The 15342-nt window shown below is 58.4% G+C and carries 13 protein-coding genes and 1 pseudogene; all 14 read left to right on the forward strand.

Going from position 1 to position 15342, the window contains the following annotated elements; translation table 11 throughout:
* The first annotated feature begins 12 nt into the window (after positions 1-12).
* The 14 genes and pseudogenes from CRD18_RS04040 (at position 13) to carB (ending at position 15341) form a co-directional block, all read left to right on the forward strand.
* Positions 13-828 (forward strand): shikimate dehydrogenase, encoded by an 816-nt coding sequence (locus CRD18_RS04040; RefSeq protein WP_070601470.1) that lies wholly within the window; start codon positions 13-15, stop codon positions 826-828.
* Positions 829-854: 26 nt separating this feature from the next.
* Complete coding sequence (locus tag CRD18_RS04045; protein ID WP_070827697.1) at positions 855-1466, forward strand: prepilin peptidase; 612 nt, start codon at positions 855-857, stop codon at positions 1464-1466.
* 94 nt (positions 1467-1560) lie between these two features.
* The gene (aroC, locus tag CRD18_RS04050) at positions 1561-2748 is read left to right on the forward strand and encodes a chorismate synthase (RefSeq protein WP_070827699.1); all 1188 of its coding nucleotides are present in this window, start codon (positions 1561-1563) and stop codon (positions 2746-2748) included.
* Between the two features lie 40 nt (positions 2749-2788).
* Complete coding sequence (locus CRD18_RS04055) at positions 2789-3310, forward strand: shikimate kinase (RefSeq protein WP_038628898.1); 522 nt, start codon at positions 2789-2791, stop codon at positions 3308-3310.
* An 87-nt stretch (positions 3311-3397) separates the two neighbouring features.
* Complete coding sequence (aroB, locus tag CRD18_RS04060) at positions 3398-4504, forward strand: 3-dehydroquinate synthase (RefSeq protein WP_070827701.1); 1107 nt, start codon at positions 3398-3400, stop codon at positions 4502-4504.
* The gene (gene aroQ, locus CRD18_RS04065) at positions 4504-4980 is read left to right on the forward strand and encodes a type II 3-dehydroquinate dehydratase (RefSeq protein ID WP_070601466.1); all 477 of its coding nucleotides are present in this window, start codon (positions 4504-4506) and stop codon (positions 4978-4980) included. Before aroB ends, aroQ begins: the two co-directional genes overlap by 1 nt.
* Positions 4977-6149 carry a Xaa-Pro peptidase family protein gene (locus tag CRD18_RS04070; protein ID WP_070827703.1) on the forward strand — a complete coding sequence of 391 codons (1173 nt, stop codon included), beginning with the start codon at positions 4977-4979 and terminating at the stop codon, positions 6147-6149. The genes aroQ and CRD18_RS04070 overlap by 4 nt, the downstream gene beginning before the upstream one ends.
* Positions 6150-6236: 87 nt before the next feature.
* Positions 6237-6800: an elongation factor P gene (gene efp / locus CRD18_RS04075; protein ID WP_016422706.1), complete on the forward strand. Its 564-nt coding sequence runs from the start codon at positions 6237-6239 to the stop codon at positions 6798-6800.
* A gap of 48 nt (positions 6801-6848) precedes the next feature.
* Positions 6849-7370 (forward strand): annotated as a pseudogene (gene nusB, locus CRD18_RS04080) (transcription antitermination factor NusB); the annotation flags it as partial.
* A gap of 434 nt (positions 7371-7804) precedes the next feature.
* A complete protein-coding gene (gene pyrR / locus CRD18_RS04085; protein WP_016422708.1) occupies positions 7805-8374 on the forward strand; it encodes a bifunctional pyr operon transcriptional regulator/uracil phosphoribosyltransferase PyrR in 570 nt (189 codons plus the stop codon).
* Positions 8371-9324, forward strand: a complete 954-nt coding sequence (locus CRD18_RS04090; RefSeq protein WP_070827705.1) for an aspartate carbamoyltransferase catalytic subunit — start codon at positions 8371-8373, stop codon at positions 9322-9324. Before pyrR ends, CRD18_RS04090 begins: the two co-directional genes overlap by 4 nt.
* Positions 9325-10686: a dihydroorotase gene (locus tag CRD18_RS04095; RefSeq protein WP_048731852.1), complete on the forward strand. Its 1362-nt coding sequence runs from the start codon at positions 9325-9327 to the stop codon at positions 10684-10686.
* A gap of 38 nt (positions 10687-10724) precedes the next feature.
* Complete coding sequence (carA, locus tag CRD18_RS04100; RefSeq protein ID WP_255465687.1) at positions 10725-11957, forward strand: glutamine-hydrolyzing carbamoyl-phosphate synthase small subunit; 1233 nt, start codon at positions 10725-10727, stop codon at positions 11955-11957.
* A gap of 24 nt (positions 11958-11981) precedes the next feature.
* Positions 11982-15341 carry a carbamoyl-phosphate synthase large subunit gene (gene carB, locus CRD18_RS04105; protein ID WP_049193726.1) on the forward strand — a complete coding sequence of 1120 codons (3360 nt, stop codon included), beginning with the start codon at positions 11982-11984 and terminating at the stop codon, positions 15339-15341.
* Position 15342 lies beyond the last annotated feature (1 nt).

The following is a 15342-nucleotide window of genomic DNA, read 5'->3' on the forward strand; positions in this document are numbered from 1 at the left end:
GGTAGAACTCCTATGCCTATAACTCATCGCGCAGCCGTGCTGGGAGATCCGATTGATCACTCGTACTCGCCGGCTATTCACAACGCCGGTTACCGCGCTGCGGGAATGAATGACTGGCACTATGACCGCATTCGGTGCAACGCCGAAGAGCTTGCCGACGTCGTTGGTGGCGCAGACCCCAGTTTCCAGGGGTTTTCCGTCACAATGCCAGGCAAGTTTGCCGCGCTGGACTTCGCCGATGAAGTCAGTGAGCGCGCACGGCTCATTGGTTCAGCGAACACCCTGGTCCGTCGCGATTCGGGCTGGTTTGCCGACAACACTGATGGTGACGGCGTATTGGGAGCACTGCGCGAGATTGACTGCACGAACGCACCACGTGGTCGCGCCGTTGTTGTTGGTGCCGGTGGCACGGCACGACCGGCACTTTGGGCGCTATCGCAGCTGGGTGTCAATCATGTGACTGTAGTAGCGCGCTCCAAGCGCGCATATGACATTGAACCGCTAGCTGCCGCGCTGGGGATGGAATTTGTTTGGGTGACTTTTGATGCTCCAAACCTGGCAGATATTGCTGGCAATGCCGACGTGCTGGTCTCTACGGTGCCGTCAGCCGCAATTGAATCGGTTGCTGGCTACCTCGCTCGAGCACCGAAGATTCTCGATGTCATTTACAATCCCTGGCCAACCCCACTTGTGAAAGCAGCCGAACGCGGAGGGACACAGGCGGTCGGTGGACTGTCCATGCTGCTACATCAAGCGGTGGGACAGTTTGAGCAGTTCACCGGACGCACTCCCGATGTCGAGGCGATGCGTGCAGCGCTGCCGAACTAGCTCACCCCCGTTAGAATCTCAAAGTTATGGGGTGGGACATAATTGAGATAGGGCTGTCTCCAATTGGACAGTACAGGATTGACCCGGTCTACCTTGACCGGGTTTTCTATTATCTAGTCGTGTTGCTTGTTCTCGGCTGGGGCGGTACTGGCTGCTGGTTGGATGTGACCCGGCGAAGACTGCCGAACTGGTGGTTGATGCTAGGGGGAGTGGGCCTGATAGCGATCACTGGAATGGTGCTCCAGCATAAAGGCACCTTGGCTGACAATCTCGTCACTGCGGTCGCAGCCGTAGGAATGGGGATAGGCCTCTGGTTTGGCCTCTATGTAGCAGTCTTTATGTTTAACCCACGCTCTATGGGGGCTGGAGATGTGAAGCTCGCAGCAATTCTCGGTGGCGGTGTCGGTCTGGTATCGGGCGAGCCGGTGGCGGCAGCAATCTGGATTGCAGTGGCAATTCTGTTGGCTGCGGGACTCACTCTCCTCATAGCAGGAGCCACCGCGGGAAAGCGGCGCTTGGGTGACCGTCGTAAAGCAAAAACAGCGCTTGTACCGGCGAGCGTGGCTCATGGGCCTGCGATGCTTGCAGCAACCGCCATTGTGTGGGGGATAAGCGGAGGGCACCTACAAGTCCCCTGAAGCGGTAGACCAGGGGCGATAAAATGGGGCATATTTGATACTTGTATGCCCCCAAATGCACAAGAAGTACGGCAAACGTGACATTATGATACCTATGCTTCGTTGGACTACCGCGGGTGAATCTCACGGCAAAGCGCTTATCGCTCTCGTAGAAGGTGCGCCAGCCGGACTTCCCCTGACTACAGATGACGTATCACGCCACCTCGCACGCCGCCGCCTCGGTTATGGTCGAGGCGCGCGAATGAAGTTTGAGGCTGATGAGGTCACGCTGCTGACTGGCATTCGACATGGTGAGACGCTGGGATCGCCGATTGGCATAATGGTCGGCAACTCCGAATGGCCCAAGTGGACTGAGGTCATGAGCCCGGATTCGGTTGACCCAGCTGTTCTGGATACAGCTCGTGGCGCCACCTTAACCCGCCCGCGCCCGGGGCATGCCGATTTCAACGGCATGCTGAAGTACAACCACACCGATGCTCGAAACATCCTGGAGCGTTCATCGGCTCGTGAGACTGCAGCACGTGTGGCGGCATCGGTTGTGGCCCGCTCAATTCTGCGTGAGACTCTCGGTGTGGAAGTTGTCAGCCACGTTATTTCCATCGGTCGTTCCGAACCCTTCGAGGGGCCACTGCCGACCTTCGCCGATCAGGACAAGATTGACGAGTCGCCAGTGCGTGCATTCTCCGCAGCTGCGGAGGAGTCGATGATTGACGAAATCAAGGCCGCCAAGAAGCAGGGCGACACTCTCGGTGGCATCGTTGAGGTCGTTGTCCACGGTCTGCCGGTGGGCCTGGGATCGCACATTTCCGGTGATGCCCGTCTGGATTCGCAGCTTGCAGGTGCCTTGATGGGAATTCAGTCCGTCAAGGGCGTGGAGATCGGCGACGGTTTTGAGGAAGCCCGTCGCCGTGGCACCGAGGCCCATGACGAAATGGTGCGTACCGACGACGGCGTGGATCGTGAAACTAACCGCGCCGGTGGCCTGGAGGGTGGCATGACTAATGCTCAACCTCTCGTTGTACGTGCTGCGATGAAGCCAATTTCGACCGTCCCGCGTGCGCTGAAGACCGTTGATATGGACAGCGGCGATGCAGCTACCGCAATCCACCAGCGCTCTGATGTCTGCGCGGTCCCGGCCGGTGGTGTTGTCGCAGAGGCAATGGTTGCGCTAGTACTGGCGCGTGCAGTAATGGAGAAGTTCGGCGGCGATAGCCTGGAGGAAACCAAGCGTAACGTTGAGGGCTACTTGGAGCAGACTCGACGTCGCCTTGATTGGAAATAGCGCCACTGTCGCGCACACGAAGAAGGGTAAAACGAGGGGAATGTCCGTTCCTACTATTGTCCTTGTCGGACCGCCCGGATCGGGAAAGTCCACCATCGGTCGTCGACTGTCTCGTGCATTGAGCACAAGACTCACCGATACCGATGAGATGATTGAACAGCGCATGGGCAAGACTTGTGGGGAAGTCTTTTCCGAGCTGGGAGAGCCGGAATTCCGTCGCATCGAGGAACAAGTCGTGGCAGAGGCTCTGACCCACGACGGAATCGTCTCACTTGGCGGTGGTGCCGTGATTTCGCAGGCGACCCGTGACCTGCTGGCAGACCATAACGTCGTCTACCTCGAGATCAGCATTGCAGAGGGCGTCCGCCGTACCGCGGGTAACAATTCGCGCCCGGTACTCCAGGCGGCTGACCCAGAGGCTCATTACCGCGCACTCTATGAGGCTCGCCGAGCTTTCTACGAAGATGCAGCCACTTTCAAGGTGCGTTCCGACGAACGTTCCCCGCAGCGCGTTGTAGCCGAGATCCTCAGCTACCTCGATGAAACCTGCGACGAGGCTTAACTGGCGACTATTAAATGGCGGTAGCTAATCACTGCCGCATAACCAGCAACTCCATACATTTCTTACGCTAACGACTAGGGACTGACAATGAACTCAACCCGCACAATCCGTGTTGAAGGCCCATCCCCGTACACGGTGACCATGGGGCATGGACTCACCGAGCAGATTGCGGAGGCCGCTACCTTTGCCTCCCAGGTTGCGGTGATTCACCAGGGGAGCGTTCAAGAGTTGAGCTTCGGCGTCATCAAGGCACTGGCGGACAAGGGAGTCGATGCCTTCAGCATCCAGATTCCGGATGCGGAGGAGGGTAAGACGCTCACAGTTGCTGAAACAGTTTGGGACACTTTTGGTGAACGCGGTCTGGGCCGGCGTGACGCGGTAATCGCGATTGGCGGCGGTGCAGCCACAGATTTCGGTGGATTCGTCGCCGCCGCGTGGATGCGTGGAGTGAAGGTTATCCAGGTCCCGACAACGCTGCTCGGCATGGTCGACGCAGCTGTCGGCGGTAAGACCGGTATCAACACTGCAGCCGGAAAGAACCTGGTCGGCGCCTTCCACGAGCCTGCCGCGGTGTTCTGTGACCTGGATGTCCTGCGCACCTTGCCGAAGGCTGAACTGATTGCGGGCTCGGCAGAGATCATCAAGGCTGGATTTATCGCGGACACGAAGATTCTCGATCTTTACGAGGCAAACCCGCAGACCTGCCTCGATGTTGACGGTGACTTGCCAGAACTGGTCGAGCGCGCGATTGCTGTCAAGGCACGCGTTGTCGCTGAGGATTTGAAGGAATCTGGCCTCCGCGAGATCCTGAACTATGGCCACACTTTCGGTCATGCCGTTGAGCACTTTGAAAACTACCGCTGGCGCCATGGCCACGCCGTAGCTGTAGGCATGGTTTATGTCGCCGAGCTGGCCAAGATTACCGGACATATTAATCAGGAACTTGTAGACCGCCACCGTCGCATCCTAGAGTCCATTGGGCTGCCAACGACCTACCAGGCGGGTCGTTTTACCGAGCTCTACGATGCTATGACCAGGGATAAGAAGAACCGGGATGGTGCGATCCGATTCGTTATTCTGGAACGCCCCGGTGAAACAGCCCGTCTTGAAGGTCCGGGCATGGATGACCTCGAGCGTGCATACGAACTGCTCTGCAACAATGGGCAGGCCGCATCTGAGGAGTCAACCCGCTAATGACCTCTCTTCGTGCAGCAACGGATGCCACAACGGCGATTCCGACCGTGCTTGTTCTGAACGGCCCGAACCTCGACCGTCTGGGCAAGCGTCAGCCAGAAATTTACGGTGCCACTACTTTGGCCGATGTCGAATCTGAACTTCGCACCCTAGCCAAGGAGCTTGGCGTCGTAGTGGATTGCCGCCAATCCAACTATGAAGGTCAACTCATCGAGTGGGTTCACGAAGCTGCCGATTACGGTTGGCCAGTAATTATCAACCCAGGAGGGTTGACACACACCTCCGTCGCCCTACGGGACGCGCTTGCCGAGATTGCTGACGGCGCGGGCTTCCACGAGGTTCATATTTCAAACATTCACGCCCGGGAGGAGTTTCGGCATCACTCGTATCTTTCGGCGCTTGCCGCGGGCGTTATCGTCGGATGTGGAACTGATGGCTATTCCATGGCACTGAGAAGGGTGAGTACGACACTATGACAGATATCTCCACGAACTACGCCGCCCGCCGAGCCGCTCTTATCGACGCATTGACCGACAACGACTGCGACGGTTTCCTCACAGTCGATCCGACGCATGTTGGTTGGCTTACAGGTTTCCACGGCTCGAATGCTGGTTTGATTGTTGCGGCCAGTGGGGAAGCGCTGCTTTCCACCGACGGCCGCTATACGGTTCAGGCTGGCAAACAGGCACCGGACGTGGAGTTACTCACCGCCCGCAACACCGGCGTGGCACTCGTCGGTCAATGCCGAAAGCTGGATATCTCGCGTCTTGGTGTTGAATCTGAGTTCCTCACTATGGCCGCTTATCAAGAGCTAGAGGATGCCCGGCCACAGGCACTCGAGCTGGTATCGACTACGGGCGTCGTCTCTAAACTGCGGGAGGTCAAGTCCGATACAGAACTCGTCGCTCTGCGCCACGTCGCCGACATCGCGGTCCGCGCATTCGAGGACTTGCTTCACGACGGCATCGTGGTCGCCGGCCGCACGGAGCGCGAAGTCGCCGCAGAGTTGGAGTACCGCATGCGCATGCATGGCGCCGATCGGCCAAGCTTCGACACGATTGTCGCGAGCGGCCCGAATTCCGCCAAGCCACACCACGGAGCGGAAGATCGCGTAATCGAGGCAGGTGACCTGGTCACTATTGACTTTGGCGCCTTTGCCGGGGGCTACAACTCAGATATGACACGTACCCTCTTTGCCGGTGAGGCGGGAACGTCGTCAAGCGAAAACGGTCCGAACAATACGTCGTCAGATTTGGACGGCGCGATTGTTGCCGGGGTGGAGTTCGCAGACGAGAAGGCCCGAGAGATTTACAATGTCGTGCTGGAAGCCCAGCTGGCTGGCGTAAAAGCGGCCGTGCCAGGGGCTGATGTTGTGGCTGTAGACGCAGCATGCCGGGACATTATTGAAAAGGCTGGTTATGGGGAGCACTTCGTTCATTCCACCGGCCACGGAATCGGTATTGAGGTGCATGAGGCTCCATTTGCTGCTCGCACCGGCAAGGGGAAGTTGGCAGCTGGCATGACGTTGACCATCGAGCCTGGTATTTATGTGCCGGGGTTCGGCGGTGTGCGCATCGAAGATACGTTGATTATCACCGACACCGAGCCGGAAATTATTACGCAGCTGCCGAAACCGCGGGCCTAACATCACGGCGTTTTATTTTTCTCTCGATGAGATACGGAGTATCGTGGTTTCGTCAGAGAGCTTTTTAACAATTTCAGGAGAGTTTAGTTGGCTACCACCGCAGATTTTAAAAACGGTCTAGTTATCAAGCACGACAATAAGCTTCAGCAGATCGTGGAGTTCCAGCACGTCAAGCCAGGTAAGGGTCCGGCATTCGTCCGCACCAAGCTGAAGGACGTTCTGACCGGCAAGGTTGTTGACAAGACTTTCAACGCTGGCGTCAAGATTGAGACTGCTACCGTCGACCGTCGCGACATGACGTACCTGTACCACGACGGTGAAGGATACGTCTTCATGGACGACAAGACCTACGACCAGATTTCCATCCTGGACGCTCAGATGCCGGAGGGTGCTAAGTTCCTGCTTCCGGAAACCACCTGCCAGGTGTCCTTCCATGAGGGCAACGTTCTTTTCGCTGAAATGCCTGTTTCGGTTGAACTGAAGGTTGAGCAGACCGACCCGGGTCTGCAGGGCGACCGCTCCACCGGTGGCACCAAGCCGGCAACTTTGGAGACTGGCGCTGAGATTCAGGTGCCGCTGTTCATCGAAACCGGCGACGTACTGAAGGTCGACACCCGTGACGGCTCCTACCTGTCCCGCGTCAACCACTAATTCCCTCATCTAGTTCACCCTTTTGTTGAGAGCGATACATACACATCCATGACTGAAAAGGATCACAAGTCCGTCGAGACCCCGGATGCGCAGGAGTCCGCGAAAGTTCGCGAACCTAACTACAAGCGCCACGGCGCGCGCTACCGTGCGCGCCGTCGTGCGGTAGATCTGCTATTTGAGGCCGAGCAGCGAGGCGTCGACGTCGTCAAGCTTCTTGAAGAGCGGCTGGAAATGGTCCGTAATCCAGATCTGGATGTGAATCCAATTGCGGAGTACACCGAGCAGATCGTGCGCGGTGTAGCTGCCGAAATTATCGGTATCGACTCGACGATTTCCTCGTACCTGACGGAGGAGTGGCCGCTGCGTCGCCTACCGGCAGTCGACCGTGCTATCTTGCGTCTTTCCACCTGGGAGCTGTTCTACAACTCCGACGTGCCTCCGCGTGTGGCCGTGGTGGAAGGCGTTGAGCTGGCATCGGAATACTCCACTGATGTGGCGGCACCGTACATCAACGCAGTTCTCGATGCCGAGGCCAAGATTGCCGACCAGGCACGCCTGGCAGCAGCAGCTGTTAGCACTTCGGTGGGCGAGTCCCAGTTCGACGAGGCTATTCAGGCACAGGCTGCTGCAAATGAGGAAGCTGACAAGGCACTGGCTGACTCCGATGAGATGGCTAAGATTACCGGCCTGGACATGAGCGATATTGCCAAGCTGGTGGCTGAAGACGTGGCTAAGAGCGAGAACGGGTCCTAGCCAATCAAAGCGGCCGGGCTCACTGCGAGCCGATCGCAGTCGGTTCTCGCGGATTGTCTGAAACTCCAAGTCCCTTTTTTGGGGGCTTGGAGTTTTGTTGCATTTAGAGGCAATTTAAGTGTGAGTGCTATTCTGGTCAGCGGAAGTTTGCACCGCGACCGTAGTTGCGGGTCACGCAAACTGATAATCAAATATCCACAATCAAGACATCCTTTAACGGACCGCACTGAGAGGCGGGGAAGGAGGTCACGATGAGCGAAGGAACGCCGCAAACAACCGAGCTGCTCAATGCAGACGAAGTTGCACGTACCATCGCGCGCATCGCGCACCAAATTATTGAAAAAACTGCGCTGGATAGCCCAAATGCTGGGCGCGTAGTTCTCCTCGGCATTCCATCTGGTGGCGTACCGCTGGCGGAGAAGCTAGCCGATTTGATTGAACAGTTCTCCGGCATTCGCCCGGAAACTGGATCGCTTGATATCACCCTGTACAGGGATGACTTGCGCAAGGGCCCGCACCGCGCCCTGCAGCCCACGAACATTCCAAACTCCGGAATCGACGGTACCACCGTTGTTCTCGTAGACGATGTCCTCTTCTCAGGTCGCACAATTCGTGCCGCACTCGACGCTATTGCTGACATCGGTCGCCCGCGAGTAATTCAGCTTGCAGTGCTGGTTGATCGTGGTCATCGTCAACTACCAATTCGCGCCGATTACGTCGGTAAGAATCTGCCAACTTCCCGCGACGAAGACGTCGATGTGCTGGTAGAGGCACTTGACGGCCGTGACGCGGTTATTCTCACCCGGGCGGAGGAACAGTGAAACACCTGATTAGCATTGCGGATTTGACCAAGGATGAAATTGTCGGCCTGATGGATGAGGCCGATCGTTTCAAGGAGGTCATCCGCGGTCGGGAAATTAAGAAGCTGCCGACCCTGCGCGGCCGCACTATTTACAACCTCTTTTACGAGAACTCCACGCGTACCCGCTCTTCTTTTGAGACTGCGGGTAAGTGGATGAGCGCCGATGTTATTAATATCTCGGCTTCCTCTTCCTCTGTGAAGAAAGGCGAAAGTCTGAAAGACACCGCGCTGACTTTGGATGCTATCGGCGGCGATGCCATCGTCGTTAGGCACCCATCGTCGGGCGCGGCACAGCTGATCGCCAAGTGGACTGAGGAATTTGGCAACGGCCCATCGATCATCAACGCGGGTGACGGAAAGCACCAGCACCCGACGCAGGCTCTCCTGGACGCGGTGACGTTGCGTCAGCGCCTCGGTGGAATTGAGGGGCGCAAGGTCGTCATCGTTGGCGATATTTTGCACTCTCGCGTCGCTCGCTCTAACGCCGATCTGCTAAGCAAGCTCGGCGCCGCGGTCGTGTTCGTCGCGCCACCGACGCTGCTGCCGTTTGGCATCGAGACCTGGCCGGTGCGTGTTGCCTACCGCATGGAAGACGAGATCCGCGATGCTGATGCCGTGATGATGCTCCGCGTTCAGCAGGAGCGCATGAACGGAGGCTTCTTCCCATCCCATCGCGAATACGCCACTCGCTACGGGCTGTCGAAGGCTCGCGAGAAGATGCTTCGCGACGACTGCATCGTGATGCACCCAGGTCCGATGCTTCGTGGCATGGAAATTAACGACGCCGTCGCTGATCTGCCGCGCACCGCCGTGCTGCAGCAGGTAGCCAACGGTGTCCACGTCCGCATGGCAGTTCTTTTCACACTGCTGACCTCAGGTGTTTCCGCCAACTTGGAAGGGCAGGCATAAATGTCGAATCGCAATGAGTATGACGAAGCCTCGTACCCCGAGGTAGGACCATTGGCAGCACCCGCACGGGGACAGCTGCTGCTGAAGGGTGTGCGTCCCTACGGTGAAGGCGAAGACGTCGACGTCTTGATCGAAGATGGCGTTATCGCTGAGATTGGAGAAGATCTCACGGCCGAGGACGGGGTAGAGGTCCTGGAGTTCGACTCGCTGGTCCTTCTGCCAGGTCTGGTTGACATCCATGTGCACCTGCGCGAGCCGGGCCGTGAAGATACGGAAACCCTGGCCACTGGTTCCGCTGCCGCAGCACGTGGTGGTTTCACCGCAGTGTTCACTATGGCCAATACCGCGCCGGTAACCGATGACCCCTCGATTGCTGAGTCGGTGTGGCTCAAGGGCCAGGCGCTGAACCTCTGCGACGTTCACCCGGTCGGATCCATTACTAAGGGGCTGAAGGGCGAGACGCTGACTGAGTTCGGCATGATGGCAGACTCGCAGGCGAAGGTACGCATGTTCTCCGATGACGGTAAGTGCGTTGACAATCCGCTGATTATGCGGCGCGCGATTGAATACGCCCGCGGCGAAGACGTATTGCTGGCGCAGCACTGCGAAGATCCGCGTCTGACCGCAGATGCATCGGCTCACGAAGGTCCGACCGCCGCACGACTCGGCCTGACCGGGTGGCCGCGCGTAGCTGAGGAGTCCATCGTGGCCCGAGATGCCATTATGGCTCGCGACTACGGCGGACGCATGCACATCTGCCACGCTTCCACCGAAGGCACGGTTGAGCTGGTCAAGTGGGCAAAGGAGCATGATATTCCGCTGACCGCCGAGGTTACCCCGCATCACCTGATTCTCACCGATGAGAAGTTGGAGACCTACGACGGCGTCTACCGCGTCAATCCGCCGCTGCGTGAGCAGCGCGACACCCTGGCTCTGCGTCAGGCTCTGATTGACGGGATCATTGACTGTGTCGCTACCGACCACGCTCCGCACGGCTCTGAAGAAAAGTGCTGCGAGTTCGAGCACGCTAAGCCCGGCATGCTTGGTCTGGAGACCTCGATGCCAATCATCGCCGAAGAGTTCGTTTTGAAGGGCGATTGTGATTGGCGCTGGCTGGCCAAGGTCATGAGTGAGCGTCCCGCTCAAATCGTGAAGCTACCGGGGCACGGCCGTCCGATTGCTGTCGGTGAGCCTGCCAACCTGACCGTTGTTGACCCGGGCAAAAAGTGGACGGTCCGCGGCGAAGACCTGGCATCGAAGTCTGAGAACACTCCATATGAGGAAATGGAGATGGCCGTGTCCGTGGCAGCTACCGTGCTGCGCGGTAAGGTGACCGCTCTTAACGGAGAGGTCGCTGGATAATATTCATGTCAACGCATAAACATTCACATGCGTCCCGTATGATTAATGTAAATTCCTCGCACGCTACCCAACTGAAAGGCAATAACGTGAGCAACGAGTCGCAGGCCGCGGCCGCTACAGCGGCAGTCCTGGTATTGGCAGATGGCCGAGTGTTCCGCGGACGCGGTTTCGGCGCCACCGGTACAACCCTGGGTGAGGCAGTTTTTACCACCGCTATGACGGGCTACCAGGAAACCCTGACGGACCCGTCCTACCACCGCCAGCTGATTGTGGCTACCGCACCACAGATCGGCAACACCGGTTGGAACGATGAGGACTACGAGTCCCGCGGAAACAAGATTTGGGCAGCTGGCTTTATTATCCGCGATTTGTCGCGCATTCCCTCCAACTGGCGCTCGGAGCGCAGCTTGGAAGATGAACTGAAGGCACAGGGCATCATCGGTATCCGCCAGATTGATACCCGCGCGCTGGTTCGCCATTTGCGCGACAATGGCTCGATTGCCGCTGGTATTTTCTCCGGTGAGGACGCACAGCAGCCCGTCGATAAGCTGGTGGAAATCGTTCGCGCTCAGCCTGCGATGAAGGGCGCGGACCTGGCTCGCGAGGTCAGCACCGATGAGGCCTATGTCGTGGAACCACAGGGGGAGAAGAAGGCACGTGTTGTGGCCTACGACCTGGGCATCAAGTCCAACACCCCGCGTGAGCTGGCTAAGCGTGGCCTGGAAGTCGTAGTTGTTCCGGCTAACACTCCGTACGAAGATATTAAGAAGGAATACCAGCCGGACGGTGTCTTCTTGTCCAACGGCCCGGGTGACCCGGCAACTGCTGATGAAATGGTTGCGGTCGCCAAGGCTGCCCTCGATGACGGCATGCCGCTATTCGGTATCTGCTTCGGTAACCAGATTCTTGGTCGCGCACTCGGCCTGAATACCTACAAGCTGGTCTTCGGTCACCGCGGCGTCAATGTTCCGGTGAAAGACCACCGCACTGGCCGTATTTTTATCACCGCTCAGAACCACGGTTTCGCACTTGAAGGCAAGGCCGGCGAGAGTTTCGATACCCCGTGGGGCGAGGCAGAGGTTACGCACACCTGCCTTAACGACGACGTCGTGGAAGGTGTCGCACTGAAGAACGGCATGGCCTTTTCTGTGCAGTACCACCCGGAGTCCGCAGCCGGCCCGCACGATGCGCACTCTCTCTTTGATGACTTCCTGGCGCTGATCCAGAAGGTCGATTTCAACAAGTCCGCAACCGGAAACTCGAACAAGTAGGAAAGGGCTAAGGGACCTAACACCATGCCACGTCGTACAGACATCAACCACGTACTGGTTATCGGCTCCGGCCCGATTGTTATCGGTCAGGCCTGCGAGTTCGACTACTCCGGCACCCAGGCTTGCCGCGTGCTGCGCGAAGAGGGCCTGAGAGTCACGCTGGTCAACTCCAACCCGGCAACGATTATGACTGACCCGGAGTTCGCAGACTCCACCTATATCGAGCCGATTGAAACCAAGTACATCGAAAAGATTCTGGCCAAGGAAGCTGCAGAGGGCAACCCGATTGACGCTGTCCTGGCAACTCTCGGTGGCCAGACTGCACTGAACGCAGCTATTCAGCTGGACCGCGAGGGCATTCTGGAGAAGTACAATGTCGAGCTGATTGGTGCTGATATTCCGGCCATTCAGCGCGGTGAGGATCGCCAGATGTTCAAGGACATCGTCGCCAAGATTGGTGGCGAATCCGCTCGTTCCCGCGTCTGCCACAACATGGAAGAAGTCCATGAGACTGTTGCAGAGCTCGGTCTTCCGGTCGTTGTTCGCCCTTCGTTCACCATGGGCGGTCTGGGTTCCGGTCTGGCCTTCAACCAGGAAGACCTCGACCGTATTGCAGGTGGCGGCCTGGCCGCATCGCCCGAGGCCAATGTTCTGATCGAGGAGTCCATCCTCGGCTGGAAGGAATTTGAGCTCGAGCTCATGCGCGATGGCGACGACAACGTCGTCGTGGTCTGCTCCATTGAAAACGTTGATGCCCTCGGTGTCCACACTGGTGACTCGGTGACTGTCGCCCCGTCGATGACTCTGACCGACCGCGAGTTCCAGACCATGCGTGACCAAGGCATCGCAATTCTGCGTGAGGTCGGCGTTGACACCGGTGGCTGTAACATCCAGTTCGCCATCAACCCGAATGACGGCCGCATCATCACCATTGAGATGAACCCGCGTGTCTCCCGCTCGTCGGCGCTTGCTTCCAAGGCAACTGGTTTCCCGATTGCAAAGATTGCTGCCAAGCTGGCTATCGGCTACACCCTCGATGAGATCACCAACGACATCACCGGTGAAACCCCGGCAGCGTTTGAGCCGGTGCAGGACTACGTGATTGTCAAGGCTCCACGCTTTGCTTTCGAGAAGTTCCCAGGTGCTGACGATACGCTGACCACCACCATGAAGTCCGTCGGTGAGGCCATGGCTATCGGCCGTAACTACATCGGCGCGCTCGGTAAGGTCATGCGTTCGCTGGAGAACAAGCCAGCTGGTTTCTGGACTGTTCCGGATGAGGACTTCGCAGGTGAGCGCGCAAACGATGTCAACGCTGTCCTTGAGGATCTGAAGCGTCCGACTGAAGGTCGCATCTACGACGTTGAGCTGGCTCAGCGTCTGGGTGCTTCCATCGAGCAGATCCACGAAGCTTCCGGCCTGGATCCGTGGTTTATCGCCGAGATGGAAAACCTGCAGGATATCCGCAAGGAGCTTATCGACGCTCCGGTGCTGACCTCCGACCTGCTGCGTGAGGCTAAGTACTGGGGACTGTCCGACGCCCAGATTGCTGCGCTGCGTCCGGAATTGGCCGGGGAAGACGGCGTGCGCGAGCTGCGCTGGCGCCTGAACATCCACCCCGTATTCAAGACTGTCGATACCTGCTCCGCCGAGTTCGAAGCACAGACTCCGTACCACTACTCGGCATACGAGCTGGACCCGGCTGCTGAGTCCGAGGTCGCCCCGCAGACCGAGAAGGAAAAGGTCATCATCCTCGGTTCCGGTCCTAACCGCATCGGCCAGGGTATTGAGTTCGACTACTCCTGTGTCCACGCGGCGCTCGAGCTCTCCCGGGTTGGGTACGAGACCGTCATGGTCAACTGCAACCCGGAAACGGTTTCCACCGACTACGACACCGCAGATCGCCTCTACTTCGAGCCATTGACCTTCGAGGATGTCCTCGAGGTCTACCACGCTGAGAGCCAGTCCGGAAAGGTCGCAGGCGTCATTGTTCAGCTCGGTGGCCAGACTCCGCTGGGCCTGGCGGAGCGTCTGCAGGCCGCAGGCGTTCCGATTGTCGGCACTAGCCCAGAGGCAATCGACCTGGCTGAGGACCGCGGTGAGTTCGGCAAGGTGCTGGCTGAGGCGAAGCTGCCGGCGCCGGAGTTCGGTACCGCCACCTCCTTCGCAGAAGCTCGCCAGGTTGCCGCTGGTATCGGTTACCCGGTGCTGGTCCGTCCGTCCTACGTCCTCGGCGGCCGTGGCATGGAAATCGTCTACGATGAGGCCACTCTGGAGGACTACATCAACCGCGCTACCGAGCTGTCCAATGAGCACCCGGTACTGGTTGACCGCTTCCTGGACAGCGCCATCGAGATTGATGTTGATGCACTGTGTGATGGGGAAGAGGTCTACCTCGGCGGCGTTATGGAGCACATTGAGGAAGCCGGTATTCACTCCGGCGACTCCGCGTGTGCGCTGCCTCCGATGACTCTGTCTGCAGGCATCATCGACAAGGTGCGTGAATCCACCAAGGCACTGGCACACGGCATCGGTGTCAAGGGCCTGATGAACGTTCAGTACGCACTCAAGGACGAGACGCTCTACGTCATCGAGGCCAACCCGCGTGCATCTCGTACCGTACCGTTTGTCTCCAAGGCAACCTCAGTTCCGCTGGCTAAGGCCGCGTCCCGCGTCATGATGGGCGCTACTATCGCGGAACTGCGCGAAGAGGGCATGATTCCGTCCAACTTCGACGGTGGCTCTCTGCCTGCTGACGCTCCGATTGCGGTTAAGGAAGCCGTCCTGCCGTTCAACCGCTTCCGCGACTTCGAGGGCCGCGCTCTCGACAGCCTGCTGAGCCCGGAGATGAAGTCCACCGGTGAAGTCATGGGCTTGGCAGACAACTTTGGTGCCGCTTTCGCCAAGGGCGAGCTGGCCGGTTTCGGTGAGCTGCCGACCGAGGGCACGATCTTCGTCTCGCTGGCCAACCGCGATAAGCGCACTCTGGTCTTCCCGATCCTCACGCTGGCGGATATGGGCTTCCGCATCCTGGCAACGGAGGGTACGGCCGGTATGCTGCGCCGCAACGGTGTTGAGTGTGAGGTCGTCGCAAAGCGTACGACTGATTCCGATGCGCCGACGGACGAGCGCGACATCGTCGACATGATTCGCGACGGTGAGGTTGACATCATTATCAACACCCCGTCCGGTTCTGCTGGCGCACGCTCTGACGGATATGAGATTCGCGCTGCTGCTGTGAGCCAGGGCGTAACTTGTGTGACCACCGCTCAGGGGGCCGTCGCCGCACTGCAGGGCATTCTGGCACTGCGCAACGGTGAGATGAGCGTTAAGGCTCTGCAGGAACTCCACCCGGCAGAGTTGGCTGCTCAGGAGCAGGCCTAAC

Source organism: Corynebacterium sp. LK31, from assembly GCF_014335015.1.
Lineage (GTDB): Bacteria > Actinomycetota > Actinomycetes > Mycobacteriales > Mycobacteriaceae > Corynebacterium > Corynebacterium jeikeium_D.